At 59.3% G+C, this 24,962-nt stretch carries 23 protein-coding genes and 1 pseudogene; 10 read left to right on the forward strand and 14 right to left on the reverse strand.

The window, feature by feature from the left end:
- From dnaA to gyrB, 5 genes are all read left to right on the forward strand, one after another.
- Nucleotides 1-1,359 carry a chromosomal replication initiator protein DnaA gene (gene dnaA / locus AADW22_RS00005; protein WP_005850129.1) on the forward strand — a complete coding sequence of 453 codons (1,359 nt, stop codon included), beginning with the start codon at nucleotides 1-3 and terminating at the stop codon, nucleotides 1,357-1,359.
- A gap of 135 nt (nucleotides 1,360-1,494) precedes the next feature.
- The gene (dnaN, locus tag AADW22_RS00010; protein WP_005850131.1) at nucleotides 1,495-2,613 is read left to right on the forward strand and encodes a DNA polymerase III subunit beta; all 1,119 of its coding nucleotides are present in this window, start codon (nucleotides 1,495-1,497) and stop codon (nucleotides 2,611-2,613) included.
- A 46-nt stretch (nucleotides 2,614-2,659) separates the two neighbouring features.
- On the forward strand, nucleotides 2,660-3,757 hold the full coding sequence (gene recF / locus AADW22_RS00015; protein ID WP_407473984.1) for a DNA replication/repair protein RecF: 1,098 nt from the start codon (nucleotides 2,660-2,662) through the stop codon (nucleotides 3,755-3,757).
- Nucleotides 3,754-4,374, forward strand: a complete 621-nt coding sequence (locus AADW22_RS00020) for a LysE family translocator (protein WP_005850134.1) — start codon at nucleotides 3,754-3,756, stop codon at nucleotides 4,372-4,374. The genes recF and AADW22_RS00020 overlap by 4 nt, the downstream gene beginning before the upstream one ends.
- A gap of 78 nt (nucleotides 4,375-4,452) precedes the next feature.
- A complete protein-coding gene (gyrB, locus tag AADW22_RS00025) occupies nucleotides 4,453-6,867 on the forward strand; it encodes a DNA topoisomerase (ATP-hydrolyzing) subunit B (protein WP_005850135.1) in 2,415 nt (804 codons plus the stop codon).
- A 582-nt stretch (nucleotides 6,868-7,449) separates the two neighbouring features.
- Here the strand turns inward: gyrB and AADW22_RS00030 are convergent.
- On the reverse strand, nucleotides 7,450-7,821 hold the full coding sequence (locus AADW22_RS00030) for a hypothetical protein (protein WP_407473985.1): 372 nt from the start codon (nucleotides 7,819-7,821) through the stop codon (nucleotides 7,450-7,452).
- Between the two features lie 182 nt (nucleotides 7,822-8,003).
- Here AADW22_RS00030 and istA point away from each other — a divergent pair.
- The 4 genes and pseudogenes from istA (at nucleotide 8,004) to AADW22_RS00050 (ending at nucleotide 11,584) form a co-directional block, all read left to right on the forward strand.
- Nucleotides 8,004-9,603, forward strand: a pseudogene (istA, locus tag AADW22_RS00035) (IS21 family transposase).
- Nucleotides 9,593-10,384 (forward strand): IS21-like element helper ATPase IstB, encoded by a 792-nt coding sequence (gene istB, locus AADW22_RS00040; RefSeq protein WP_407473986.1) that lies wholly within the window; start codon nucleotides 9,593-9,595, stop codon nucleotides 10,382-10,384. The pseudogene istA and the gene istB overlap by 11 nt, the downstream one beginning before the upstream one ends.
- Before the next feature lie 221 nt (nucleotides 10,385-10,605).
- A complete protein-coding gene (locus AADW22_RS00045) occupies nucleotides 10,606-11,193 on the forward strand; it encodes a GntR family transcriptional regulator (RefSeq protein ID WP_407473987.1) in 588 nt (195 codons plus the stop codon).
- Nucleotides 11,177-11,584, forward strand: a complete 408-nt coding sequence (locus tag AADW22_RS00050) for a methylglyoxal synthase (protein WP_407473988.1) — start codon at nucleotides 11,177-11,179, stop codon at nucleotides 11,582-11,584. The genes AADW22_RS00045 and AADW22_RS00050 overlap by 17 nt, the downstream gene beginning before the upstream one ends.
- Before the next feature lie 433 nt (nucleotides 11,585-12,017).
- Here AADW22_RS00050 and AADW22_RS00055 read toward each other — a convergent pair whose 3' ends face one another.
- The 7 genes from AADW22_RS00055 to AADW22_RS00085 all read right to left on the reverse strand — a co-directional run bounded on the left by AADW22_RS00055 (nucleotide 12,018) and on the right by AADW22_RS00085 (nucleotide 18,460).
- Nucleotides 12,018-12,968 (reverse strand): oligopeptide/dipeptide ABC transporter ATP-binding protein, encoded by a 951-nt coding sequence (locus tag AADW22_RS00055; RefSeq protein ID WP_407473989.1) that lies wholly within the window; start codon nucleotides 12,966-12,968, stop codon nucleotides 12,018-12,020.
- Nucleotides 12,965-13,939: an ABC transporter ATP-binding protein gene (locus AADW22_RS00060; RefSeq protein ID WP_037942222.1), complete on the reverse strand. Its 975-nt coding sequence runs from the start codon at nucleotides 13,937-13,939 to the stop codon at nucleotides 12,965-12,967. Before AADW22_RS00060 ends, AADW22_RS00055 begins: the two co-directional genes overlap by 4 nt.
- A gap of 5 nt (nucleotides 13,940-13,944) precedes the next feature.
- Nucleotides 13,945-14,817 (reverse strand): ABC transporter permease, encoded by an 873-nt coding sequence (locus AADW22_RS00065; protein ID WP_009824089.1) that lies wholly within the window; start codon nucleotides 14,815-14,817, stop codon nucleotides 13,945-13,947.
- A complete protein-coding gene (locus AADW22_RS00070; RefSeq protein WP_407473990.1) occupies nucleotides 14,817-15,737 on the reverse strand; it encodes an ABC transporter permease in 921 nt (306 codons plus the stop codon). Before AADW22_RS00070 ends, AADW22_RS00065 begins: the two co-directional genes overlap by 1 nt.
- 70 nt (nucleotides 15,738-15,807) lie before the next feature.
- Nucleotides 15,808-17,340 (reverse strand): ABC transporter substrate-binding protein, encoded by a 1,533-nt coding sequence (locus AADW22_RS00075; RefSeq protein ID WP_407473991.1) that lies wholly within the window; start codon nucleotides 17,338-17,340, stop codon nucleotides 15,808-15,810.
- Nucleotides 17,341-17,394: 54 nt separating this feature from the next.
- Entirely contained in the window at nucleotides 17,395-18,009 is a 615-nt protein-coding gene (locus AADW22_RS00080; protein WP_353628544.1) for an RraA family protein, read from the reverse strand.
- A 106-nt stretch (nucleotides 18,010-18,115) separates the two neighbouring features.
- Nucleotides 18,116-18,460: a Rid family hydrolase gene (locus AADW22_RS00085; RefSeq protein ID WP_340290386.1), complete on the reverse strand. Its 345-nt coding sequence runs from the start codon at nucleotides 18,458-18,460 to the stop codon at nucleotides 18,116-18,118.
- Between the two features lie 167 nt (nucleotides 18,461-18,627).
- Between AADW22_RS00085 and AADW22_RS00090 the strand changes: the two genes are divergently transcribed.
- Nucleotides 18,628-19,560 carry a LysR family transcriptional regulator gene (locus AADW22_RS00090; protein ID WP_037953368.1) on the forward strand — a complete coding sequence of 311 codons (933 nt, stop codon included), beginning with the start codon at nucleotides 18,628-18,630 and terminating at the stop codon, nucleotides 19,558-19,560.
- Here the strand turns inward: AADW22_RS00090 and AADW22_RS00095 are convergent.
- Genes AADW22_RS00095 through AADW22_RS00120 form a run of 6 tightly spaced genes read right to left on the reverse strand, consistent with a single transcriptional unit; the run spans nucleotide 19,542 to nucleotide 24,870 of the window.
- Complete coding sequence (locus tag AADW22_RS00095; protein ID WP_407473992.1) at nucleotides 19,542-20,489, reverse strand: ornithine cyclodeaminase family protein; 948 nt, start codon at nucleotides 20,487-20,489, stop codon at nucleotides 19,542-19,544. The genes AADW22_RS00090 and AADW22_RS00095 overlap by 19 nt on opposite strands.
- Entirely contained in the window at nucleotides 20,486-21,730 is a 1,245-nt protein-coding gene (locus tag AADW22_RS00100) for a Zn-dependent hydrolase (protein ID WP_260005946.1), read from the reverse strand. The genes AADW22_RS00095 and AADW22_RS00100 overlap by 4 nt, the downstream gene beginning before the upstream one ends.
- A 29-nt stretch (nucleotides 21,731-21,759) precedes the next feature.
- Nucleotides 21,760-23,043 (reverse strand): TRAP transporter large permease, encoded by a 1,284-nt coding sequence (locus AADW22_RS00105; RefSeq protein WP_005848257.1) that lies wholly within the window; start codon nucleotides 23,041-23,043, stop codon nucleotides 21,760-21,762.
- The gene (locus tag AADW22_RS00110) at nucleotides 23,040-23,513 is read right to left on the reverse strand and encodes a TRAP transporter small permease (RefSeq protein ID WP_407473993.1); all 474 of its coding nucleotides are present in this window, start codon (nucleotides 23,511-23,513) and stop codon (nucleotides 23,040-23,042) included. Before AADW22_RS00110 ends, AADW22_RS00105 begins: the two co-directional genes overlap by 4 nt.
- A complete protein-coding gene (locus tag AADW22_RS00115) occupies nucleotides 23,510-23,866 on the reverse strand; it encodes a cupin domain-containing protein (RefSeq protein ID WP_005848253.1) in 357 nt (118 codons plus the stop codon). The genes AADW22_RS00110 and AADW22_RS00115 overlap by 4 nt, the downstream gene beginning before the upstream one ends.
- A gap of 14 nt (nucleotides 23,867-23,880) precedes the next feature.
- Entirely contained in the window at nucleotides 23,881-24,870 is a 990-nt protein-coding gene (locus AADW22_RS00120; RefSeq protein WP_407473994.1) for a DctP family TRAP transporter solute-binding subunit, read from the reverse strand.
- Between the last annotated feature and the right edge of the window lie 92 nt (nucleotides 24,871-24,962).

Raw genomic sequence — 24,962 nt, forward strand, 5'->3', positions numbered from 1 at the left:
ATGATGCAGGCAGAATGGACGACAATTCGGGACCGGCTTTTAAAGACGGTTGGACAGAACAACTTTACCACCTGGATTGACCCGCTGACTGTTGGCCCCATCGAAGACGGCATTTGCACGTTGTTCGTACCGACCAATTTCTTTGGCAACTATGTCAGCCAGAACTTCGCCGATCTGCTGCTGCATGAAATGCAGTCCGAAGACATCAGCATCAGCCGTCTGAAATTCGCGGTCGCCCCACAGGACAAACCCGCCGCCATTGATCCTGCCCCAGCCCGCCCCAAGCCCGCCGCCGCAGCCCAGCCTGCGAACAGCCAGATCAACGCCGCCCCGCTTGACGCCCGCTTTAGCTTTGACAACTTTGTTGTCGGCAAACCCAACGAACTGGCCCACGCCGCCGCACGTCGCGTTGCCGAAGGTGGCCCCGTCACCTTCAACCCGCTGTTTCTTTATGGTGGTGTCGGCTTGGGCAAAACCCACTTGATGCACGCCATTGCGCAAGAGCTTCAGGTTCGCAAACCCGAACTGAACGTGCTGTACCTGTCGGCTGAACAATTCATGTATCGCTTCGTGCAGGCGCTGCGTGATCGCAAGATGATGGACTTCAAGGAAATCTTCCGCTCGGTCGACGTGCTGATGGTGGACGATGTTCAGTTCATCGCGGGCAAGGACAGCACGCAGGAAGAATTCTTTCACACGTTCAACGCTCTCGTGGATCAGAACAAACAGATCATTATTTCCGCAGACCGCGCCCCGGGCGAGATCAAGGATCTTGAGGACCGCGTAAAATCGCGTCTGCAATGCGGTCTGGTCGTTGACCTGCATCCGACCGACTACGAACTGCGTCTTGGCATTCTGCAAAACAAGGTGGAAGCGCAGCGCAAGAACTACCCCGGTCTTGAGGTCGAAGCTGGCGTGCTCGAGTTTCTGGCGCATCGCATCACCACCAACGTCCGTGTGCTGGAAGGCGCGTTGACCCGTCTGTTCGCCTTTGCATCGCTTGTCGGCCGCGAGATCAACATGGACCTGACGCAGGATTGTCTGGCCGACGTACTGCGTGCCTCTGAACGCAAAGTCAGCGTCGAAGAGATCCAGCGCAAAGTGTCCGAGCATTACAACATCCGCCTCAGCGATATGGTCGGCCCCAAGCGTCTGCGCAGCTATGCCCGCCCGCGTCAGGTCGCCATGTATCTGTGCAAGAAAATGACCAGCCGTTCGTTGCCCGAAATTGGCCGCCGTTTTGGCGGGCGCGACCACACGACCGTGATGCACGGCGTGAAACGCATCGAAGAGCTTAAACAGAACGACGGTCAGATCGCCGAAGATCTGGAACTGCTGCGCCGCTCTCTCGAGGCTTAAGAGCACCAGCTTGCACAGAAGACACGCGAAGGCCTTGACGGGCCTTCGTTTCGTGCTGAAAAGTCAACAAAACTCTTGTGAATACATTGGTATCGGGTAGTTTGCCCTCCCGGACTGCCGGAATGGAGATGGCATATGAAATTCAGCATTGAACGCGCCGCGCTGCTTAAGGCCGTATCACAGGCCCAATCCGTGGTAGAGCGCCGCAATACCATCCCAATCCTCGCCAACGTGCTGATCGAGGCCGAAGGCTCTGACGCGTCGTTCCGCGCGACCGATCTGGACATCGAAGTGGTCGACAAGGCCGCGGCGCAGGTCGAACGTGCCGGTGCGACCACGGTTTCCGCGACCACATTGCATGAGATCGTGCGCAAGCTGCCTGATGGCGCGTTGATCAGCCTGACCGCCGACAGCGCCGCGGGGCGTCTGACCGTCGAAGCAGGCCGGTCCAACTTCTCGCTAGCGACATTGCCGCGCGAAGATTTCCCCGTCATGGCGACTTCTGAATACCAGTCGAACTTCAAGGCCCCTGCCCCCGTGCTGCGCCGTCTGTTCGACAAATCCAAATTCGCCATCTCGACCGAAGAAACACGGTACTATCTGAACGGCGTTTACATGCATATTTCGGACAGCGAAGGCAGCAAGGTACTGCGCTGCGTTGCCACCGATGGCCACCGTCTGGCCCGCATCGACGCGCCCATGCCCGAGGGTGCCGCCGAAATGCCCGGCGTGATCGTGCCCCGCAAAACCGTGGGCGAGCTGCGCAAGCTGCTGGACGACGACGATATGGAAATCGCCGTTTCCGTGTCCGAGACCAAGATCCGCTTTGCCACACCGGACATCACGCTGACCTCCAAGGTCATCGACGGGACGTTCCCCGACTACACCCGCGTGATCCCGCAGGGCAACACCCGCAAGATGGAAGTCGACGCCAGCGATTTCGCCCGCGCCGTGGACCGTGTTGCGACCGTAAGCTCCGAACGGTCCCGCGCCGTCAAGCTGCAACTGGACGAAGATCGTCTGGTGCTGTCCGTCAACGCGCCTGACAGCGGTGCCGCCGAGGAAGAACTGGTCGTCGCCTATGCCGACGAACGGCTGGAGATCGGGTTTAACGCGAAATACCTGCTTGAGATCGCAAGCCAGGTGGATCGTGAAAACGCCGTGTTCCTGTTCAACTCCTCCGGTGATCCGACGTTGATGCGCGAAGGCAATGATATGTCTGCGGTCTATGTCGTCATGCCGATGCGTGTGTGACGCTGACAGGCTACGTCGAACATCTTAACGCATTCATACCAATCGTATGAGCGGGCTTTACCTCTCCCGGCTGACGCTGTCGCATTTTCGCTCGCATAAACGTGCGGTGGTAGATTGCGACGCGCGGCCTGTGTCTATTTTCGGGCCCAATGGCGCGGGAAAGACCAATATTCTGGAAGCCGTGTCTTTGTTGTCCCCCGGCCGCGGCCTGCGCCGGTCAAGCGCGTCGGATATGACGCGCCGGCCAGAGGCGCTTGGCTGGAAGATCACCGCACATCTGCACAGTCTGGGCCAGATCCACGAGGTCGAGATCTGGTCAGAGGCGGGTGCCGCGCGGCAAGTGCGGATTGACGGCAAGGCGACGGCGCAGACCGGATTAGGGCGCATCGCGAGGGTGCTCTGGCTTATCCCGTCGATGGACCGTCTGTGGATCGAAGGCGCCGAAGGTCGCCGCCGTTTCCTTGACCGCATGACGCTCAGCTTTCTGCCTGACCATGCAGATCAGTCGCTTGCCTATGAAAAGGCCATGCGCGAACGCAACCGCCTGCTGAAGGACATGGTGCGCGAACCGTCGTGGTATGTCGCGCTGGAACAGCAAATGGCCGAAGCCGGTAGCGCGATCCACGCCAACCGTGTCGCCGCCTTGCAAGCCATCACCGAAGCGCAGGCACAGGCCGAGACCGCCTTTCCCACCGCGACGCTTGATCTGATCTGCGACATGCCCACCACCGCCGAGGGGTTGCGTCAGGCGCTCGCCGATAACCGGATGCGGGATCTGTCAGCAGGGCGGACCCTGATCGGGCCGCATCGCGCCGATCTTGAAGGGGTCTATGCCGCCAAGGACGTGCCCGCGCGTGATTGTTCAACCGGAGAGCAGAAGGCCCTGCTGGTGTCGCTGATCCTTGCGAACGCCCGCGCATTGGCCGCTGATTTCGGCGCACCGCCTCTGCTGTTGCTGGACGAGGTCGCTGCCCATCTGGACGCCGACCGTCGCGCCGCGCTCTATGACGAACTGTGCGCCCTTGGTGCCCAAGCCTGGATGACCGGTACCGGAGAAGAGCTGTTCGATACGCTCGGCCCCCGCGCACAACGGCTTGAGGTGACAGAGACCCTCGGCCTTTCAACTGCAAGGATGCTTCCATGACCATCGCCCTGCCCGATCTGCTGCTGTACTGCGGCGCGCTCGTGATCCTGTTTCTGACCCCGGGCCCTGTATGGCTTGCCATCATGGCACGCGCGCTTTCGGGCGGGTTTGGCGCGGCATGGCCGCTCGCCCTTGGGGTGGCGATCGGTGATATGCTCTGGCCGCTGGTGGCGGTGCTTGGCATCAGCTGGATCTTGTCGGTGTTTGATATGTTCATGCTGGGCATGCGCTGGATCGCCTGTGCCGTGTTCCTGATCATGGGCGTGTTGCTGATCCGCCATGCCGACGCCAAGATCGACCGTGACAACCGTCTGACCCGCCCCGGCGCGTGGGCCGGTTTCGGTGCCGGGTTGCTGGCCATTCTGGGCAACCCAAAGGCCGTTCTGTTCTATATCGGTGTGCTGCCGGGCTTCTTTGATCTGCGCCATGTCACCGCATTGGACGTGGGCGCGATCATCGCCGCATCCGTCGCGATCCCGCTGTTCGGGAACCTTGCCATCGCCGCTTTAGTGGGCAAATTGCGCGGCCTGATGACCGACCCGGCGACCCTGAAACGCATCAACATCGTGGCCGGTGCGCTGCTGATCTGCGTAGGTTTGCTCATCCCCTTTGTCTAACGCAAAATCTTGTGTCAGGCGCGTGACAATCGTGGCGGAAAACACTATAAATTGGGTAACAAAAGAAGGTTTCCCAATATGTCCGACACCGATCAGCTCCCCGAGGAATATGGCGCAGATTCCATTAAGGTTCTCAAAGGCTTAGAAGCGGTTCGCAAACGTCCGGGCATGTATATCGGTGACACCGATGACGGGTCGGGTCTGCACCACATGGTCTATGAGGTCGTGGACAACGGCATTGACGAGGCGCTGGCCGGTCATGCGGATGCGGTGAACGTCACAATTCACGATGACAGCTCTGTTTCGGTCAGTGACAACGGGCGCGGTATTCCCGTCGGTATCCACCAGGAAGAAGGCGTTTCCGCCGCCGAGGTCATCATGACCCAGTTGCACGCGGGCGGTAAGTTCGACAGCAACTCGTACAAGGTGTCCGGCGGTCTGCACGGCGTGGGCGTTTCGGTTGTGAACGCGCTTTCCGATTGGCTGGAACTGCGCATCTGGCGCGAAGGCAAGGAACACGTCGCGCGCTTTGAAGGCGGTTTCACCACCAAACACCTAGAGGTCGTGGGCCCCACCGAACGTACCGGCACCGAAGTCCGGTTCATGGCCTCGACCGAGACATTTTCGAACCTCGATTATAGCTTCGAGACGCTGGAAAAACGTCTGCGCGAACTGGCGTTCCTGAACTCCGGCGTGCGCATCATCCTGACCGATGAGCGCCCTGCCGAACCTCTGCGGACCGAGCTTTTCTATGAAGGCGGCGTGAAGGAATTCGTGAAATACCTCGACCGGTCGAAAACCTCTGTCATGCCCGAACCGATTTTCATCTCGGGCGAGAAAGACGATATCGGCGTCGAAGTCGCGATGTGGTGGAACGACAGCTACCATGAAAACGTGCTGCCCTTTACCAACAACATCCCGCAGCGTGACGGCGGCACCCACACCGCGGGCTTCCGCGGGGCGCTGACGCGGACGATCAACAACTACGCGCAGTCCTCGGGTATCGCGAAGAAGGAAAAAGTATCCTTCACCGGGGATGACGCCCGCGAAGGCCTGACCTGCGTGCTGTCGGTCAAGGTGCCCGACCCCAAGTTCAGCTCGCAGACCAAGGACAAGCTTGTCAGCTCCGAAGTGCGCCCCGCCGTTGAAGGCCTGGTGAACGAAAAGCTGGCGGAATGGTTTGAAGAAAACCCGCAGATTGCCAAGATCGTCGTCGGCAAGATCATCGAAGCCGCCCACGCCCGCGAAGCGGCGCGTAAGGCCCGCGACCTGACCCGCCGCAAGACCGCGATGGACGTGAACTTCCTTGCGGGCAAGCTCAAGGATTGCTCTGAAAAAGACCCGTCCAAAACCGAAGTCTTTCTGGTGGAGGGTGACTCCGCCGGTGGCTCTGCGCAAACGGGCCGTGACCGCCAGACACAGGCGATCTTGCCCCTGAAAGGTAAGATCCTGAACGTCGAACGCGCCCGGTTTGACCGGATGCTGGGCAGTCAGGAAATCGGCAACCTTGTTATGGCGCTCGGCACCGGAATTGGTCGCGATGAATTCAACATCGATAAACTGCGCTACCACAAGATTGTCATCATGACCGATGCGGATGTTGACGGCGCGCACATCCGCACGCTGCTGCTCACGTTCTTCTACCGTCAGATGCCGCAGCTGATCGAGAACGGCCACCTCTATATCGCGCAGCCGCCCTTGTACAAAGTGTCGCGTGGCAAGTCCGAGGTCTACCTCAAGGATCAGGCCGCGATGGAGGACTACCTGATCCAGCAAGGCATTGAAGGCGCTATGCTAAAACAGGGCAATGGCGAGGAAATCACCGGTCAGGATCTGGCCCGCGTTGTCGATCTGGCCCGCCAGATGCGTCGTGTTCTCGAAGCTTTCCCGACCCATTACCCCCGTCATATTCTGGAACAGGCCGCCATCGCCGGTGCCTTTGTGCCGGGCGCGGTTGATGCTGATCTGCAAGGCGTGGCCGACAAGGTCGCAGAGCGTCTGAACCTGATCGCATTGGAATGGGAACGTGGCTGGCAAGGCCGCATCACCCAAGACCACGGCGTCCGCCTCGCCCGCATCCTGCGCGGCGTGGAAGAGGTGCGCACCCTCGACGGTCGCATGCTGCGGTCGGGCGAGGCCAAACGCTCGGGCGGGTTCACAGAGCATCTGCAAGACGTCTACGGCACGCCCGCCAAACTGGTTCGCAAAGACCGTAGCCAGCTGATCCACGGCCCCATGGACCTGCTTGAAGCGATCCTTGCCGAAGGTGAAAAAGGCCTGTCCCTGCAACGCTACAAAGGTCTGGGCGAAATGAACCCCGACCAGCTGTGGGAAACTACGCTCGACCCCGACGCCCGCACCCTGTTGCAGGTTAAGGTCGCGGATATGGCCGAAGCAGACGACCTGTTCACCAAGCTGATGGGCGACGTCGTAGAACCCCGCCGCGAATTCATCCAGCAAAACGCGCTCAGCGTCGAGAACCTGGATTTTTAGGCGTTTGTAGGGAAGCACATAAAATTGCGTGGCGCGCATAAGTTTGCGCGTCGCGGATGCAGCCAAGCATTCTGATATCATTTTAATTCAATAACCTATTTGATTTTCGCAAATATGAAGGGCTTAAAGGTTTGCGCCAGGTTCGCCGCTTCCCCTTTCAACGCCAAGTGAACATTTCAATTGGACTTCAGTCACCGCATGGCCATTGCCCATGACAGCGGACTGGACGCTTACAACCCACCCTGATCAGCCGCGCGTTTTCATGTTTACAATTTTATTCACTAAGGACAGGCGGCCGCCTACAGCCCTGAGCTGCCATTGGTGCGGAGCGCAGCAAATGACGAATTTCAGCCCAATCTAACCGATGTCGCAACGGCTCTGTGGCTTAGATAAGTTGGCAAATAATTCAGGATACGGAATTCTCCGCCCTTTCTGTAGGCCACCGCGTTCGGCCCGAAGCTGCCTTTGAGCAGCTCGTAAATGTATGACGGCATTGTAGCCTCATGCACATCGTGAGATCATCCATACGCCCTGCCGCTTCGCGCAAACTGCTGGATGTTGCCATCAATCAAGCACACGCCGCTATCTCCGGTACGCAAACCTTGGGGTCCAGCTCTCTTGAAGCGATTGTTCTTCCTCGTAGGTTTCATCATCTGGATCCTCGGCTATTTCCTCGCTGGACAGGACAGTGAGAGTTAAGCCGTAAGCACCGAGACCGATGACTTCTTCATCCAACGTAAGCCGTCGCCCGCAAGAGAACCATTCAGCAAGACTGGTTTGCCCACATATCGAGCGCGCGGACCGGATATTATGCGTATCGGCGTTGAACCGCAGGGTATGGGTTTTCGGTAGCTGAGTACCCTTTTTGAGGAATGTGAGCTTATCGAGTTTTTTGAAGCTTTCCGACAAGAACGCATATGCGACCTTGCCGCCTGAGCTGACAATGACCGCCATGGGATAGTCGCAGCATTCGGCGACCCGGATCGCAGATGCTGTAAGCGAGCACTCAGCCAAATGGCTAAGTATTGATTGTCACCGAGAACTGACCCGGCAACTGTAGAAATTGTCATTGAGAATTGACCCATGTGCAACCTTGCCCCTGCTTGAATCAGCTGGGAGCTATTGGAGTGTTAGACATGGGATTTCTGAGGATTATTCGGAAATGGGCTCTGCGAGACAAGATGCCCATCCGCGAGATTGCGCGCCGGACAGGGGTGTCTCGCAACACGATCAAGAAGTATCTGCGGACAGGGATAGTTGAGCCCGAGTTCCAGATTTTGAACCGACCGAGCAAGTTGGACCCTTATGCTGATAAGCTGACAGGCTGGTTGCTGTCTGAGCAGCGTAAATCACGGAAGGAACGGCGAACGGCCAAGCAGCCTCTCGTGACATTGCCTTTGGCAATGCACTGTCAGCCAGTGGATGCATGCGGATCTGGTTCAGCTCGGTTTTGATGGTTCATATGAGCGTGTCGCGGCCTTCGTGCGGAACTGGAAGGGCGAACGACAGCGCGCTCAACATACGACTGACCGTGGTGTTTTCGTGCCGTTGGTCTTTCAGCCAGGCGAGGCGTTCCAATTCGATTGGAGCGAGGACTGGGCCTATGTCGGGGGCGAGCGCCTCAAGCTTCAGGTCGCCCATATCAAGCTGTCACACAGCCGCGCATTTCTGGTCCGGGCCTATCGGCTGCAAACGCATGAGATGCTGTTCGATGCCCACTGGCATGGCTTTCGGGTGTTTGAGGGTGTTCCGGGGCGTGGCGTCTATGACAACATGAAGACAGCCGTCGACCGGATTGGCGTCGGAAAGAAGCGCGATGTAAACGCACGGTTCCTTGCGATGACCAGCCATTATGTCTTTGACCCTGAGTTCTGCAATCCCGCGGCAGGGTGGGAGAAAGGTCAGGTTGAGAAGAGTGTGCGCGACGCCCGCCATCACGCCAAAGGCGTGCCTGCAGCACGACGGCTTTGGCAACTCATGCCCGCCTTTCCGAACCTCAATGCGCTGAATGAATGGCTGGAGGAGCGCTGCAAGCTTCTGTGGGCCGAGACACCGCATGGCAGATTGCCTGGCAACATTGCGGATGTCTGGGACGCCGAGAAGGCCGCGCTGATGCCACTGCCCAAAATGTTTGACGGCTTTGTCGAGCAGAGCAAGCGGGTATCCCCCACTTGTCTGATAGCATTCGACCGTAATCGCTACTCAGTGCCTGCCAGCTTTGCGAACCGCCCTGTCAGTCTCCGCATCTATCCTGAACGGCTGGTCATCGTCGCCGAAGGCCATGTGGTCTGCACGCATGAGCGCATTATTGAACGCTCACACCGTCAGCCAGGGCGCGTTATTTATGACTGGCACCATTATCTGGCGGTGGTTCAACGCAAACCCGGCGCGCTGCGCAACGGGGCGCCCTTCGTTGAGATGCCAGAAGGGTTCCGGAAGCTGCAGGATCATATGTTGCGTAGGCCAGGTGGTGACCGCGAGATGGTCGACGTCCTGTCCTTGGTGCTCCACCATGACGAACAGGCCGTGCTTTGCGCGGTGGAAATGGCGCTGGAGGCGGGCGTGCCAACAAAAACCCATGTCTTGAACCTACTTCACAGGCTGGTGGATGGCGCACCGATAGACCAGCCTGATGTGACCCCGCCTGCGGCCCTTTCTTTGAATAAGGAGCCCGAGGCCAATGTCGCACGATATGACGGGCTACGCACCACGGAAGGAACACGTCATGCGTCATGATCCCGCCGGTGCTGCCATCGTCATCATGATGCGCAGCCTGAAGATGCCGGGCATGGCACAGGCTGTGCAGGACCTGCATGAGCAGGGATCGCCCGCTTTCGATGCAGCGATCCCCATGTTGTCGCAGCTGCTTAAGGCCGAGATGGCTGAACGTGAGGTGCGTTCCATCGCCTACCACATGAAGGCAGCACGCTTTCCGGCATACAAGGACATCTCTGGCTTCGACTTTGGCGCCAGCGAAGTCCGCGAAGCATTAGTGCGCCAGCTTCACCGATGCGAGTTCATGGACGCGGCTGAGAATGTAGTGCTGATCGGGGGCCCTGGAACGGGAAAATCGCATATCGCTACCGCCCTCGGCATTCAAGCAATCGAGCATCATCGCAAGCGTGTGCGCTTCTTCTCCACGGTCGAGTTGGTCAACGCGTTGGAGCAAGAAAAGGCCCAAGGCAAGGCAGGAAAGATCGCCGAGGTGCTGGTGAAAGCCGATTTGGTGATCTTGGATGAGCTGGGATATCTGCCGTTCAGCGCTTCGGGTGGCGCGTTGCTGTTCCACCTTCTGAGTAAACTCTACGAGCGCACCAGCGTCGTTATCACAACCAACCTGAGCTTTAGCGAATGGGCCAGCGTGTTCCGTGATGCCAAGATGACCACCGCGCTCCTCGACCGCCTCACACATCGTTGCCACATTCTCGAGACCGGCAACGACAGCTATCGGTTCAAGGCCAGCTCGACGACAGCCAAACAAAAACGAAAAGAGAAAGCAGCATTGACGCCATCATAAAGCAAAGAACATAACAACTGGGGGGGGTCAAGTCTCGGTGAAAATGCTGGGTCAGTTCTCAGTGACAATTAACAAACAGAGGTTACTTTGTTTCGGAGCGCCTTCCGCAGAGCTTTCAAGACGGGTTAGCAGACGCCGTACCAGCAGATGCGGATGACCATCAGACCTTTGCAAACGACTGGCTGACCAACCAGATTCCTGAAGAGGTCGCCGAACAGTTCTTGCGGCAGCGATACGGCTGGACCAAAGCCAAAGCCGCAGATCAGCTTGTCAGGGCCGTTCGCGAAGGTTGGGCAGAGCGCAAAGAGGGGTACGGATGGCGTCTTCTGCCTGTAGCCAAGACCCCGGAGGCTTTCGATGAAATTTACAGGTTCAGGATGGCTATCGAACCCACGGCCATGCTGGAGCCCTCTTTTCAGCTGGATCACAAGATCCTCGATGAGCAGCGTCGTATCCAGGAAGATATGCTGAATATGGATCTAAGCAGCACACCTGGCGAAGCTCTTCTTCAAAACGGCGCACTCTTCCACGAGGAACTTATCAAACTATCGGAAAATCCCTTTTTTCACATGGCCCTTCAAAGGGTAAACCGGATGCGCCGGCTAATGGAGTATCGCGCCGAAGTGAACTGCGAGCGCTTGATAGAACAATGCACGGAGCACTTGGAAATCCTATCATATCTTGAATCAGGCAATGTCGCAGATGCGTCTTACAGGATGCGACAACACCTGAGCGGTGCACTTAAGCGCAAATCCCCACTGGCAAGGAACTGGGCATACGATAAAGAGCGAAATGATGAACACCTCTAAAACACGGGATCCAAATTTTCGATCAATCGCCTTGGTCGCCCACGACCTGAAAAAAGACACGATGATCGAGTGGGCACGCTCACATAGATCGACATTGGTTGAATTCGATCTTTACGGGACAGGAACCACCGGAGGACGGCTTGCTCGCGAAGTGGATTTGGACATTACCTGCCTCAAAAGCGGGCCTTTGGGCGGGGACGCACAAATTGGAGCGATGATTGCCGAAAGACGCCTCGATGCTCTGTTCTTCTTCATCGACCCACTCTCGGCCATGCCCCACGACGTCGACGTTAAGTCTTTGCTAAGAATCGCAACCCTTTACAATACGATCTTGGCTATCAACGAAGCGACTGCGTCTCGCATTATCGCTCAGTTTCACCATGAAGTTTGAGCAGGACACCTGTGGGAGAAGGGTCGAATAGTCCCAAACAACCACAGAGAGCGTTGCCCGACCGGCTATCGGAATGTCCGAATTGGCAGGTCCCGCTTTCAAGACTCGCGCCTGCCGCCACCGGCATAACCCCCGCCCAGAAACTGAAGATGGCCGCGTAATTTCTACGACCAAGCCCCTGCAAAAATGGGGGGATTACCTACCGACAGAAGCAAAGGCAGAAAGCTACGCGCTTGACGCTACTTTTCGACTATAGGCAGTTCCGGCATCTCCACTTGGTATGCGCGCAAATTTTTCGCTCAGGTGGCGCAACGATACACGCGCGCCTACAGAGATACTCGGCGCTTGTGTATACCGTCGCGCCCCTTAGAAGCAAAGGCGCAACGACTTTTGGCTACGTGCCGCGTCTTGCAGCTTTGAGAAAAGGCGGTGGTCACACCGCTCTTTCGCATCTGACCAAGCTTTCGCGCAGTTTCCGTAGCTTTTGCGGGCCCTCGATACAGCTCTGCCTCATCTCAGGGCAGCGCGGCGCAAAATGACAGCCCTGACGCGCGGCAAAGGGGTCCGCCGCTGCTGCGCCAAGCTTATGTTCAGGCAGTCCCGCCTCTGGGTCCGGCAGCAGGGTCGCGGCAAGCAGCGCACGGGTGTAGGGGTGGCTGGCATCCTCGAAGAGCGCATCTGTCGCGGCTTCTTCAATCTTCTGCCCGAGATACATAACAGCCACGTGGTCCGCCAAATGTTCGACCACCGCAAGATTGTGGCTGACAAAAACCATGGTAAGGCCCAGCTCTTTCTTCAGCGATAGCAACAGGTTAATGATCTGCGCCTGCACCGAGACATCAAGCGCCGAGGTCGGCTCGTCACAGATCAAGACACGCGGTCCGAGGATTAGCGCACGCGCGATGGCGACCCGCTGCCTTTGCCCGCCAGAAAGCTCCCCGGGATAGGCATCGGCGAGCCGTGATGGCAGCCCGACCAGATCAAGCATCCGCTTGACCTCTGCATCGATATGCGTGCCGCCATGCAGTCGAAGCGGCTGGCCAACCAGCGTCTGGATACGTTTGACCGGGTTAAGCGAGGCATTGGGGTTCTGAAACACGGGCTGGATCAACCGCACACGGTCCGCCACGGGCATGGTGTCGATCTTCTGGCCCGCGATCTCGACCTCACCGCGATCGGGCTGCAACAAGCCCAGCATGATGCTGACTGCCGTGCTCTTGCCGCAACCGGATTCACCGACAAGGCCAAGCGTTTGGCCTTCGGCGACCTCGAGCGACAGGTCGTTCACGGCCACCAATTCTTCGGTCGGGGCGAACATGCCACGGCGCAGGCGGTAGGTTTTGCGGATATCGGTCATGCGGATCATCGGCGTCGCTGCGGTCATGCGGCCACCTGTGATGCCTTGGCGCATTCAATGAACTGCGCCCCCCCGGCGCTTATGCGCGGCACTGGATCGACAGCGCATTCAGGTCCGGCAATGGCGCAGCGGTCGCGAAAGGCGCAGCCCGCCATCGTGCCGATCAACCCCGGGACGCGCCCCGGAATGGCGGGCAATGCGCTGCCCCGTTCGGTGACACCCGGCACCGGGATCGCGGCAAGCAGCCCTTTGGTATAGGGGTGGCGCGGCGTAGCAAAAAGATCGGCGGCGGGCGCGCGTTCGACAATGCGCCCTGCATACATCACCGCAACATCGTTCGCGATAGCCGCCACCACGCCCAGATCATGGGTAATCAGCAAGAGTGACAGACCAAGATCGGCCTGCAATTGCCCCAGAAGCGTCAGGATCTGCGCCTGAATGGTCACATCCAGCGCCGTCGTCGGCTCGTCCGCGATCAAAAGCTTGGGTCGTCCCATCAGCGCCGAGGCGATCATGATGCGCTGGCGTTGCCCACCAGAGAACCCGTGCGGATATTGCGTCAGCCGTGCCGCCGGATTGGCAATTCCAACCCGGTCAAGCATCTCGATTGCGCGGGCGTCAGCCTCTTTTCGGGTCAAGTTTTCGTGGCGCATGACGCCCTCGGTCAACTGCCGTCCGATGGTAAGCGTCGGATTTAGCGCGCTGGTCGGGTCTTGAAAGATCATCGCCACATCGCGGCCGCGCAGCTTTGCCAGCTTGGCATCGGTCTTGGTCGTCAGATCCTGCCCCGCCATGTCGAACCGGTCACTCGTGACCTTGGCGTAGCGCGGCAGCAGCCCCATGATAGACGTCGCGGTGAGCGACTTGCCACAACCCGACTCGCCGACAAGGCAGAGGGTCTCTCCTTCAGCGATTTGCAGGTCGACACCCCGAACCGCGTTCAACATGCCTCGGTCGGTGGGGATCGACACCTTCAGGTTTCGAATATCAAGCATCATTTCAGTCACTTTCGTGCAGGCCCTGTTATATCGCGCATACCATCGCCGAACAGGTTCACCGCCAGCACCAGCAGGCAGAGCGCCGATCCGGGCAGTGCGATCAACCATGGATCAAAGAGGATATTGTCGCGCCCTTCCGAGATCATCAGCCCCCAGCTTGGCGTCGGCGGGCGCACCCCCAACCCAAGGAACGACAGCGCCGCCTCGAGCAGGATGACGTTTGCGACCTCAAGCGAGACGACGACAAGGATCGTGGCGCGCATGTTGGGTAAAATCTCGAGAAACAGGATGCGCATGCGGCTCGCGCCGATGGATCGCAGGCCCATGATGAATTCCTGATGTCGCAAGCTTTGAGCGGCGGCGCGCGTTACCACCGCGAACCGGTCCCACAGAAGCAGCCCCAGAACGGTGATCAGCGTGGTGAGCGACGCGCCGCCCAGTGCCACCGCCGCCAGCGCGACCAGCACGATGGGCAGTGATAGCCGTGTCGTGATGGCGAAGCTGATAACCATATCGATCCAGCCCCCGAAATAGCCCGCGATCAGGCCAAGCGTGATCCCGATGGCACCGGACACAAGGATCACCCCAAGCCCGACACCCAGTGACACCCGCGCGCCATAGATCATCCGAGATAGGTAATCGCGCCCAAGGTGATCGGTCCCGAGCAGGTGTTCCGGCACCGCGCGATCATGCCAGAAGGGCGGCAGCAGCCGGCGGCTCAAATCCTGCGCGATTGGGTCATGCGGGGCCAGCAGCGGCGCAAGCAAAGCGATCAGAATGATAGCTGCCAGAAGCGTGCCCCCGATCAACGCACCGGTATTGCCGCGCATCTTGCGCCAGACAGACGGGCGGGCCGTTTCGATAGTGACGTCGGACATCAGGAGCCCCCCCTTAGGCGCGGATCCAGCACCGCGTTCAGAATATCGGCCAGCATGGTCAGCAGCACGTAAAGCAGCGACAGGATCAGGATGATCGCCTGCACCACCGGCAGGTCGCTGCGCAGAAGAGATTCCCACGCCAGCCGTCCCAGACCGTTCAGCGCAAAGACGCTTTCGATCACGATGGAGCCGGATAGAAGCTGGCCCAGTTGAACCGCTGCCAGTGATACAAGCGGCAGCACCGCATTGCGCAAGGCATGGCGTGAAATCACAAGATGCATCGGCAGCCCCTTGGCCTTGGCCGCCCGGACATAATCCGTGGCCAGCACGTCGATCATGCCCGAGCGTGTGATGCGCATGAGTTCGGGGATAGCGTAGTAGCTCAGCACGATCACGGGCAGGATGTATCCCTGCCATGTGTCAGCGCCTGAAATGGGGACCCAGCCATACCAGACCCCAAAGACCACGATAGCCATCAACCCCAACCAGAAGCTCGGGATTGCCTGCCCGGACACGGCGATCACCAGCGCAAGGCGGTCGATCCAGCCGTTCGGTCTGAGCGCCGCGAAGACTCCCAAAGGAACGGCGATCACCAAAGCGACGAGGAACGAGATGAAGCCGAGCGCCAGTGTGACGCCGGCACGGTTGCCGATGATCTCTGTCACCGGCACATTGAAATAGATGCTCTGCCCCAGATTTCCGGTCAAGGCGCTGCCGATCCAGTCCAGGTATTGCACAACCAAGGGTCGGTCAAAGCCATAGGCCAGCCGGATCGCTTCGGCATCCTCGGCCCGGCCACCCGCGCCGGCGATGGCAATCGCGGGGTCGCCCGACACGAACATCAGACCAAAGCTCAGCGCGGACACGGTCAGACAGACCAAGAGCGCCACAAGCAGACGTTTAGAGATGAAAGAGAGCATAGGTCTTTCCGTTATGGGGACCGGACAGCGGGGAGAGGACTGTCCGGCCCGTTACGTTGACAAGGTCAGCTTACTTCCAGCTGGCACCCCACCAACGGGCGAACTCATCCGGGTGCGGCGTGAAGTTCAGGTCGTTGGACAGGCCATAGTTAACGTTGAAGTTATACATCGGCATCCAATAGGCTTCCTCGGCGATCTTCTTGACGGCCATAGAGTAGTTCTTGGCGCGCACATCGCGGTCCGATGACGTATCAGCCTCGGTCAGCCAGGTTGCCAGTTCGGCGTCTTGCACAAGGTCGTCCGAGCCGCCGCCAAAGAAATTCGACAAGATGAATGCGGTGTCGCCGATGCCATAGCTGCCCCAGTTCGAGAAGAACGCCGGAAGCTCCTTGGCGCGCCACTTGCCGATGCCCGACGCGTACTGCTGTTCGTTGAGTTCAAGCGTCACGCCGACATTGGCAAGATCGGCGGCCACGGCTTCGGCAGTCGGGCGCGGCATCGCGGCAAAGACCATTTCCATCTTAAAACCGTCCTCATATCCGGCTTCGGCCAACAGCGCCTTGGCTTTCTCCGGGTCGTATTCATAGGCGGTGACATCCTGTTCACAGCCGAATTGCGCCGGGTTGCATGGGGTGTTGAGAACCTCGGACGCGCCGCCTGCGAAAGCGTCGACAATCGCGCCGCGGTTTGTGGCGTGGATAAGCGCCTGACGTACACGCTTGTCTGCAATCGGCGTGTCGCCATCCATCGCCTCGGGGGCGAAACCGACATAGCCGATGCGCATGATCGGCGCGCTGATGATCTGCACACGGCCTTCAAGACGCGCCGCCTGATCCGGAGGAATACGCCAGATCCAGTCCAGCGACCCCGACATCAGTTCGGCGTATTGTGTGTTCATCTCGGGTATGGTGCGCACAGAGATCTTGTCGATGGTGGCACCGGATTTGGGGCTGCCTTCATAGTGATCCTCAAAGCGCTCCATCTCGTAGCGGATGCCCGGCTCCTGGCTCACCAGCTTGTAGGGGCCGGTGCCGATCGGCGTGGCAGCCATACCCGCAGACCCGTTTTCCGCAAAGAAGGCGTGCGGATAGATCGGCAGTGCATCCGCCAGCATCTCTACCGCACCGGCAAAAGGCTTGGACATATTAATGCGGACTTTATAATCATCCAGCTTCTCGACACTGTCGATCCAGTCAACCGAGATCGAATAGCGGGTGCCGTATTCCGGGGTGATCACGGTGTTGAGCGTTTCAACCACGTCATCAGCGGTGAAATCGGCACCGTTGTGGAATTTGACCCCTTGGCGCAGTGTAAACTCCATCGTCAGCGGGCCGGTGAATTCCCAGGATTCCGCCAGCGCGGGGACGATCTCTCCGGTGTCGAGGTTCTTGTAGAGCAACCCGTCATAGATGTGCCGCGCGAGGATCAGGCCCTGACGACCGGCGATCTTATAGGTATCCAGCGGCTCTGGCTCCGCGGCGAAAGCGACGTTGAGCGTATTGGACGCCTTGTCGGCGACGGCGGGTGTGCCCAGTGTCAGCGCTGTGCTGGCAGCAAGGACGGCCAATGTAGTGAGGCCCTTTATGGAGAATGTCTGTGTCATGGATCTCTCTGTCGGTTGAGTGAAGGGAAGGTGTTTTGCGCCGGTTATCCGGTTCTATGCGGGCAGCTTTGCGCCCCGCGTTATGTCAGCCAGTGTTTCGCCAGCACGTAGCCGTTCGAGGATTGTAATCTCGTCCGCCTGCATTTTTCGGGCGCGCGCGGCGTGGGTTTCAGCCTGATCTTTGTCCAGCACGGCAACCCCGTTTTCGTCGGCCAGAATAATGTCGCCGGGCCGGACTGAGACGCCGCCGCACCCCACGGTCACGTTGAAATCGCCGCCAAGCCCACGCGGCTTGGTCGTGATGGGTGACCGTCCACGGCACCAGACTGGAAAGTCTTCTTGCTCTATGGCGGAGCGGTCGGTGACAAAGCCGTCGATCACCGCCCCCACCACGCCGCGTGCCTTGGCGGCAGCGGTCGTGACTGCCCCCCAACAGGCATGGCGCAGATCACCACAACGGTCGATAACGATGACCTGTCCGGGTTGTGCAGCGGACAGCGCCTCGGTCAGCATCGCGCCATCATCGCCAAGCATGCGCACGGTCAGCGCGGGGCCAAAAACAGTTCGATGCGGCAACAGCCCCTGCAGCGCGGGGGACATGAAACCGGATTCAAGAAAATGCCCCAGCGTCGCGGTTTCGATGTCCGAAAGGTCGATTTGAAATGTCATGCCCTGTCCTGTCGCCTGATGTGTAAGAAAGGATGGCGACGGGACAGCGGCAGGGTCAAATAGCCGGAGATTATGGCTCGCATAATCTCCGGCTAGAAAGCGGCGATTAGATCGCGGCGGTCACGAGAAATTCTACCTTGTAGTCCGGTGTCGCCAACTTGGCCTCACCACAAGCGCGCGCCGCCGGGTTGGCAGGGTCAATCCACGCGTCATAGACTGCGTTCATTTCCTGGAAATCGGCCATGTCAGCAAGCCAGATGGTGACCTGCAGCAGCTTGGATTTATCGCTGCCTGCTTCTGCCAGCAGGCGGTCGATCGCGTCCAGACAATCTTGGGTCTGGGTCGCGACATCGGCACCGGCGGTGCCGACCTGACCGGCAAGGTAAACGGTGTTGTTGTGAACGACGGCCTGGCTCATGCGGGGGCCGGGGTGCAAACGAGTGATGGTCATGTTTTGTGCTTTCTGATGAAATGAGTGGCAAGCTTAGCCGAACCTGCCCCAGGCGCACAGTTGCACACCATAGTCACAGTCAATTTTAGGCATTCGCGTTGACTATGTGATAGGGGATGAAAAATAGGAAACTCTATTCAGACCCAAGCAAGAAACGAATCATCAGCATGAACGCTTTGCCGCAATCCGATCTGAACTGGAACCTTCTGCGCATGTTTTACATGATTGCGAAGGAGGAAAGTATCACGAAGGCCGCAAAACGGCTGGGCCTAAGCCAGCCTTCGGTAAGCAATGCGCTGCAAAAGCTCGAAGCGCAACTGGGGTGCCAGCTTGTCTTTCGCGACAGCCGCCACTTCGAACTGACAACCCGTGGCGACAAGATTTTTCAGGAATGCCGCGAGATCTTTCACAGTGCCGAACGGATCAATCTTCTGGTCCGCGACGCCGAAGAAGAGGAACGCGGGCAGGTCCGCTATCAGATTATCAGCAATCTGATGTCACCGATGATGGACGAATTGCTGCGGCTTTATCATCAGCGCTATCCTTCCGTGGCCTTCCAAAGTGAGGTCCAGAACAGTCAGGCGATCGTGCGCTCGATCCAGCAAGGGCGTGGCACGATCGGGTTCTGCCTATTGGCCGCACCCTTGGTCAACCTGCCCTCGATCCGTCTGTTTCGCGAGGAGTTCTGTGTCTTCTGTGGGGCCGAGCATCCGCTGTTCGGGCAGGAAAGCGTCGCGCTCCGCGATCTTCAGCGCGAGCCCTTTATCAGCTTTGCCTGCGCCACCGAAGGCATGGGGCTGGAGCCGATGTCGGTCCTGCGCGAAGGCACACGGCTTGGCAATCGCATCAACGGGCTAAGCACCAACATCGAAGAGGTCCGAAGAATGATCGTGGCCGGCATGGGCATTGGCATCCTGCCCCTCATGGCCGCGCAGGACGACATCAGGCGCGGCGACCTGTGGCCCATCAAGATCACGGATGAAACGATTGGGGCCGACGTCTATCTGGTTCACGCCCCGAGAGAAAAGCTATCTCCCTCGGAGCAGAAATTTGTGGATATCGCGCAGGAGCTGCTGGCGATTTACCCCAATATGGTGTGATCGCTTGCCATCGTCGCCGCTGCCAGATCCTGAAGCGCCATGCCCGCGGATTTGAAAACAGTGCGGGCACTGTCATCGCTACGGCCGGGATGGGCACCCTGACACAATTCGGCCAAATCGGCGCGAATGTGCTCTGGCGTGATCTGCCCCGCTTGCAATGGCTGCGACAGATCCCCCGCAAGCGATGCCCCTGCCCGCAGATCGACAAAAACCTCGGCCTGTTGGATCGCCTGATCGTCGCTTTCTCGCATGTCGCCCTTGAATGCGCCGATCAGATCAAGGTGGCTGCCGGGTTTGAGCCAGCCCCCCTGGATGATGGGCCTGGTCGAGGCTGTGACCGTGCTGATCACATCCGCCGCGCGACACGCGGTTTCAAGGTCGTCTACCGCCCGAGCGGGCAGGCCCTGTTCCGCAAGCGCTGAGGCAATCGCAGCCGCCTTGTCACCGCTGCGCCCCCAGATCGAAACCGAGGTGTAGCCCCGCACCGCGCAATGTGCCGCTGCGACAGCAAGGGAAAGCTGCCCCGTACCGACAATCAGTAAATCACGCGCATCCTTACGCGCCAGTAAATCCGCCGCCAGTGCCGACGCCGCCGCCGTGCGCCGCGCGGTCAGTGTATCACCATCCAGCGCGGCCTGCATTTGCCCGGTTTCCCCATCGAACAGCAGGTAGCCCGCATTGATCGTCGGGCGGCCCTTGGCGGCGTTTTCGGGAAAGAAGGTCACCACCTTGACGCCAATGCTTTCACCGGGAACCCAGGCGGGCATGATCAGCAAAGATGCCTCGGTGCCGTCCGGTTGCTCAATCGTCAGAACCTGCCGGTCCGGAGCCTGTACCGCCTTGCCGCGATACCAGTCGCGCAACTGGCCGATCAGATCGGGCCAATCCAGCGCGGTTTCAAGCGCCTCGTGTCCGATCAATGCGCTCATCGATCCGCCCGTTTGACGACGGCATGCAGCAGAATATTTAGCCCGGCGACGAAATCCTCTGGTGTGCAGTTTTCTTCGTTGTTGTGGGTGATGCCGTTTTCGCAAGGCGCAAAGATCATCGCCGTCGGGCAATGGGTGGCAAGGAAATAGGCGTCGTGACCTGCCTGGCTTTCGATATCACGCCAGTTGAAGCCCATGCGGATAGCCTCGTCGCGGATGCCGTCGATCATCTCGTGGTCAAAGATGTCGCCGCCCCATTCCCATTCATCCTCGATCTGCGCCTCACACCCACACCGTGCGGCGGATTCGAACAGAGCCCGGCGCATCTTTTCGGCCATGGCGCGGGTGGTGATGGGATCGGGGTGGCGCACGTCACAAACGGCTTCGGCTGTGTCGGACAGGATCCCCGGCTTGTTGGGCCAAGCGGTCAACCGCGCGGCGGTGGCCTTGCCGTCATGCACCGCGAAATCCCAGCCGATGTCATCCACCGCGGTCAGCCAGCGCGCCCCCGCCGCCAGCGCGTTCTTGCGCAGGTCCATCGGCGTTGGTCCGGTGTGCGAGGTCTGCCCCTTGAACGACGCCCGCATCCCCCGCACCGGATAGCCGCCGGTGACAATGCCGACCTCCCGCTTCTCGGCGTCAAGGATCGGCCCTTGTTCAATATGCAGCTCGAAATAGGCGTCGATCTCGCCCGCCTTGCAAGCGCGTTCGCCATTATAGCCGATCCGCTCAAGCTCATCACCGAAGCGCGCGCCATCATCACCGATCAGATCATGCACCCAGTCGATGTCATATTTCCCAACGAAACAGCCCGAGGCGACCATCGGAGGAGAGAACCGCGCGCCTTCCTCGTTGGTCCAGTCGACCACCACGATGGGGCGTTTGGTGACATGGCCCGCATCGTTCAGGCAGCGGATCACCTCGAGCCCGGCCAGCACGCCGGCGATCCCGTCGAACCGCCCGCCGTTGATCTGGGTATCAAGGTGACTGCCAATCAGGATCGGCGGCAGATCGTTGTCGCTGCCGTCGCGACGGCCAAAGATATTGCCGGCGGCATCCACTTCAACGGTCAAACCGGCCTCTTCACACCAGGACCGGAACAGATCGCGCATGTCCCGGTCGGCATCGCCAAGCGTCAGGCGCGACAGCCCGCCGGGGCGGCCTTTACCGATCTCGCCGGAGGCTTCGATGGTGGACCAGAAACGGTCAAGATCGACACGGGTATCGGGGGTAATCGACATGGAAACCTTCTTTCTTTCGAGGGCCGGGATCAAAACAGGATGCCCGGAAGTTCGGTAATCAGTGCGGGGAAGAGGACGAGAAGCAGCAGCACGCCGACCATCACGCCAAGGAATGGGATCAAGTATTTGAACGACGCGCTGAGCGGGATTTCACCAACCCGACAGGCGGCCATGAGGTCGATCCCCAACGGGGGCGTATTGGCCCCAATGGCGAGGTTGATGGTCAGCAGGATGCCGAAGTAAACCGGATCGATGCCGTAGTGGCCAAGGATGGGCAGGAACACCGGCGCAAGGATCAGGATGATCGCGATGCTTTCCATGAAAGTGCCAAGGATCAACAGGACCGCCATCATCATCAACAAGGCGACAGTGCCGCTTTGCGTGGCCTGCGTGATACCGTTGACCGCCATCTGCGGCACTTGCTCTGCCGCGAGAATCCAGCCAAAGACCGAGGCCGAAGCGATCACCAGCAGGATCACCCCTGTCATCTCGGTGGTTTCCCGCAACAATCGCATCAGGGTGGAAAGTGACAGTGCGCGGTAGACGAAAACGCCGATGAAAAGCGCGTAGGCGACGCCGATGCCCGCAGCTTCGGTCGGGGTGAAGATGCCAAGACGAATGCCCCCCACGATGATGATCGGTGCCAGCATCGCCAGGATCGAGCCCTTGGCGGCACGTCCCAGCTCACCCCAGGAAAAAGGCTCTCCGCCCTGCCATCCGTTGCGGCGCGAAATCCACCACGCCACCAGCATGAGGCCGAGACCCAGCAGGATGCCGGGGATGATCGCAGCCACGAAAAGCTGGCCGATCGAACTGTTGGTGGCGGTGCCGTAGACAATCAGCACGATCGAGGGCGGGATGACGGTACCAAGCGAACCAGCACAGCCCAAGGCAGAGGCTGAAAAGCCGGGGGCGTAGCCCTGATCCTTCATTGCGGGCAGCATCATCGTGCCAATGGCCACCACGTCGGCCACGCCGGAGCCGGAAAGCGACCCGAACATCATACAGGCGATGATCATCACCATCGCCAACCCGCCGGTGCGCCGCCCGATAAGGGCCGAACACAGCGCAATGATCCGCGGTGCAAGCCCGCCGTGGACCATCAGCAGACCCGCCAGCAGGAACAGCGGAATCGCCAGCAGTGTAAAGCTGTTGATCCCCGCCACCGCGCGCTGCGCCACAACGATCAGGGGCGCGGCATCGGCGATCAGCAAATAAAACATCGACGACAGACCAAGCGCCACGGCAATGGGCGCATCCAGCAGCACCAAGAGGACAAAGACGACAAGAAGCAAAGCAAGCGCGAGGCTCATGTGCGGCCCCCTTTCAGGATCAGGCCCAGCAGTGCAACGCCGCAGCAAACGGGGAGGGACAGGTAAAAAAGCCCCACCGGCAACGACAGCGCGGTGGTCTGATGCGCCCATGTGATCTGGGTCAGCTTCCAGCCGGTCCAGATGAACACCGCAAGAAAAACAAAGCTCGCCAGCCATGCCAGAACGGCAAAAATCCGGCGCAGCGGTGCGGGCATGGTCACCAGGTCAAGCAACCCCGCACGGAAATGCGTGCCACGCACAAAGCCCGAAATGGCCCCCACAAAGGTCAGCCAGACCAGCGCCATGCGGGGCAATTCCTCGGCCCAGCGAGGGGTCGATGAGAACAGGTAGCGCGAGATCACGACATAGACGACCATCGCCGCAAACCCCGCCACCAGCGCCGCACCAACCCAGCGGGCCGCGCGGTCGATAAGAATGGCCGCCCGCAGCGACCCGTTCCCGAAAGTCATGGTTTCAAAAATCCTTCTGGGCCGCGGCAGAGCATGCATTCGTCACAATAGGCCGCGACGACGACCCATTCGTCCGAAATTACCTCGACCGTGTGGTCAAGCCCCGGTGGCAGGCGCATGGCGGTGCCTTCGGTCATGTGGTATTCCTCGCCCCCTGCCCGCAGGATCGCCTCGCCCTTCAGCGTCAGCGTAACCTCGTCGCGGGGGTGGCTGTGCGCGGTAGACTTCGCGCCTTTCTTACCGGTGGTCACCGAAAGCTTGATAAAGCCCTCGCCGCGTTGAGCCGGGGAAAACAGCACCTTTTGTGTGAAGTCGTAAAGTTGCACCGGCTCGACCGATGCAACTTGTGTCATTTCAGGCCGCAAAGTCATTTGCGGTACTGGTCCAGGATGGTCAGAAGCTCTTCGCCGTAAACGTCCTTCTGGCTTTCCCAGATCGGTGCGACCGCTTCGATAAAGGCGGCTTTGTCGACCTCGTTGAACTGCATGCCTTCTGCTTCCAGTTGGGCGATCAGCTTGTCATTGGCGGCGGCAACCATGTCGCGCTGTTTCAGGCCCCAGGATGTGGCGGCTTCCGTGACGATGGCCTGATCCTCGGGAGAGATCTTGTCCCAAACGGATTTCGACATGGTCAGCGTGGCAGCGCCCCAGATGTGTTCAGACAGCGAGACGTATTTCTGCACTTCGAAGAAGGACGCGGAATAGATGATTGCCAGCGGGTTTTCCTGCGCATCAAACAGCCCCTGTTGCAGCGCGGAGTATAGCTCACCAAACGACAGGGGGGCCGGTTCTGCGCCCAGACCTTCGAATGTTGCCAAGCGCACTTTGTCGGGCGTGACACGGATTTTCAGACCGGCGAGGTCTTCGGGCTTTTCAACGGGGCGGACGTTGTTGGTGATGTTGCGGAAACCGTTTTCCCACCAGCCCAGAACCTTGATCCCCTTGCCATCAAGCATATCGGCCAGCGCAACGCCCAGATCGCCGTCAAGCGCGGCAAAGGCCTGATCGCGCGCGCCCCAGGCATAGGGCATCTCGATGATGCCCATGCGCGGCTCGATCCCCTGGAACGACCCGGAACCGATCAGCCCGGCCTGCACCGACCCGAATTGCAGCCCCTCGATCACTTCCTTTTCGCTGCCAAGCTGCCCGGAGGGGAAAACCTTGATCGAAACGCGACCTTCTGTGCGGCTGTTGACCTCTTCGGCGAAACCAGTGGCAGCAACGTGCCAGCTGTGGCTTTCCGGCAGAACGTGGCCCAGACGGATCGACACGTCATCAGCCATGGCGGCAAGCGGCGCAAAGGCCATAAGGCTGGCCGCCAGCAGGCCGCCTTTGATCAATGTGGTGGGGGATTTCATTTTGGACTCTCCTGTTGTGCATTATTTGGAACAGAAGAAATACGGATCGCCGTTTCTACGCAAATAGGCTGGGCCTATAATTGAAAAAGCTT

This window comes from Sulfitobacter sp. PM12 (assembly GCF_045586035.1).
GTDB classification, from domain to species: Bacteria; Pseudomonadota; Alphaproteobacteria; order Rhodobacterales; family Rhodobacteraceae; genus Sulfitobacter; species Sulfitobacter pontiacus.

Excerpts from the sequence above, each read along its gene's own strand:
- dnaA (WP_005850129.1), top strand. The coding sequence starts at position 1 with ATGATGCAGGCAGAATGGACGACAATTCGGGACCGGCTTTTAAAGACG.
- dnaN (WP_005850131.1), top strand. The coding sequence starts at position 1,495 with ATGAAATTCAGCATTGAACGCGCCGCGCTGCTTAAGGCCGTATCACAG.
- recF (WP_407473984.1), top strand. The coding sequence starts at position 2,660 with ATGAGCGGGCTTTACCTCTCCCGGCTGACGCTGTCGCATTTTCGCTCG.
- AADW22_RS00020 (WP_005850134.1), top strand. The coding sequence starts at position 3,754 with ATGACCATCGCCCTGCCCGATCTGCTGCTGTACTGCGGCGCGCTCGTG.
- gyrB (WP_005850135.1), top strand. The coding sequence starts at position 4,453 with ATGTCCGACACCGATCAGCTCCCCGAGGAATATGGCGCAGATTCCATT.
- AADW22_RS00030 (WP_407473985.1), bottom strand. The coding sequence starts at position 7,821 with ATGGCGGTCATTGTCAGCTCAGGCGGCAAGGTCGCATATGCGTTCTTG.
- istB (WP_407473986.1), top strand. The coding sequence starts at position 9,593 with ATGCGTCATGATCCCGCCGGTGCTGCCATCGTCATCATGATGCGCAGC.
- AADW22_RS00050 (WP_407473988.1), top strand. The coding sequence starts at position 11,177 with ATGATGAACACCTCTAAAACACGGGATCCAAATTTTCGATCAATCGCC.
- AADW22_RS00055 (WP_407473989.1), bottom strand. The coding sequence starts at position 12,968 with ATGACCGCAGCGACGCCGATGATCCGCATGACCGATATCCGCAAAACC.
- AADW22_RS00060 (WP_037942222.1), bottom strand. The coding sequence starts at position 13,939 with ATGATGCTTGATATTCGAAACCTGAAGGTGTCGATCCCCACCGACCGA.
- AADW22_RS00065 (WP_009824089.1), bottom strand. The coding sequence starts at position 14,817 with ATGTCCGACGTCACTATCGAAACGGCCCGCCCGTCTGTCTGGCGCAAG.
- AADW22_RS00070 (WP_407473990.1), bottom strand. The coding sequence starts at position 15,737 with ATGCTCTCTTTCATCTCTAAACGTCTGCTTGTGGCGCTCTTGGTCTGT.
- AADW22_RS00075 (WP_407473991.1), bottom strand. The coding sequence starts at position 17,340 with ATGACACAGACATTCTCCATAAAGGGCCTCACTACATTGGCCGTCCTT.
- AADW22_RS00080 (WP_353628544.1), bottom strand. The coding sequence starts at position 18,009 with ATGACATTTCAAATCGACCTTTCGGACATCGAAACCGCGACGCTGGGG.
- AADW22_RS00085 (WP_340290386.1), bottom strand. The coding sequence starts at position 18,460 with ATGACCATCACTCGTTTGCACCCCGGCCCCCGCATGAGCCAGGCCGTC.
- AADW22_RS00090 (WP_037953368.1), top strand. The coding sequence starts at position 18,628 with ATGAACGCTTTGCCGCAATCCGATCTGAACTGGAACCTTCTGCGCATG.
- AADW22_RS00095 (WP_407473992.1), bottom strand. The coding sequence starts at position 20,489 with ATGAGCGCATTGATCGGACACGAGGCGCTTGAAACCGCGCTGGATTGG.
- AADW22_RS00100 (WP_260005946.1), bottom strand. The coding sequence starts at position 21,730 with ATGTCGATTACCCCCGATACCCGTGTCGATCTTGACCGTTTCTGGTCC.
- AADW22_RS00105 (WP_005848257.1), bottom strand. The coding sequence starts at position 23,043 with ATGAGCCTCGCGCTTGCTTTGCTTCTTGTCGTCTTTGTCCTCTTGGTG.
- AADW22_RS00110 (WP_407473993.1), bottom strand. The coding sequence starts at position 23,513 with ATGACTTTCGGGAACGGGTCGCTGCGGGCGGCCATTCTTATCGACCGC.
- AADW22_RS00115 (WP_005848253.1), bottom strand. The coding sequence starts at position 23,866 with ATGACACAAGTTGCATCGGTCGAGCCGGTGCAACTTTACGACTTCACA.
- AADW22_RS00120 (WP_407473994.1), bottom strand. The coding sequence starts at position 24,870 with ATGAAATCCCCCACCACATTGATCAAAGGCGGCCTGCTGGCGGCCAGC.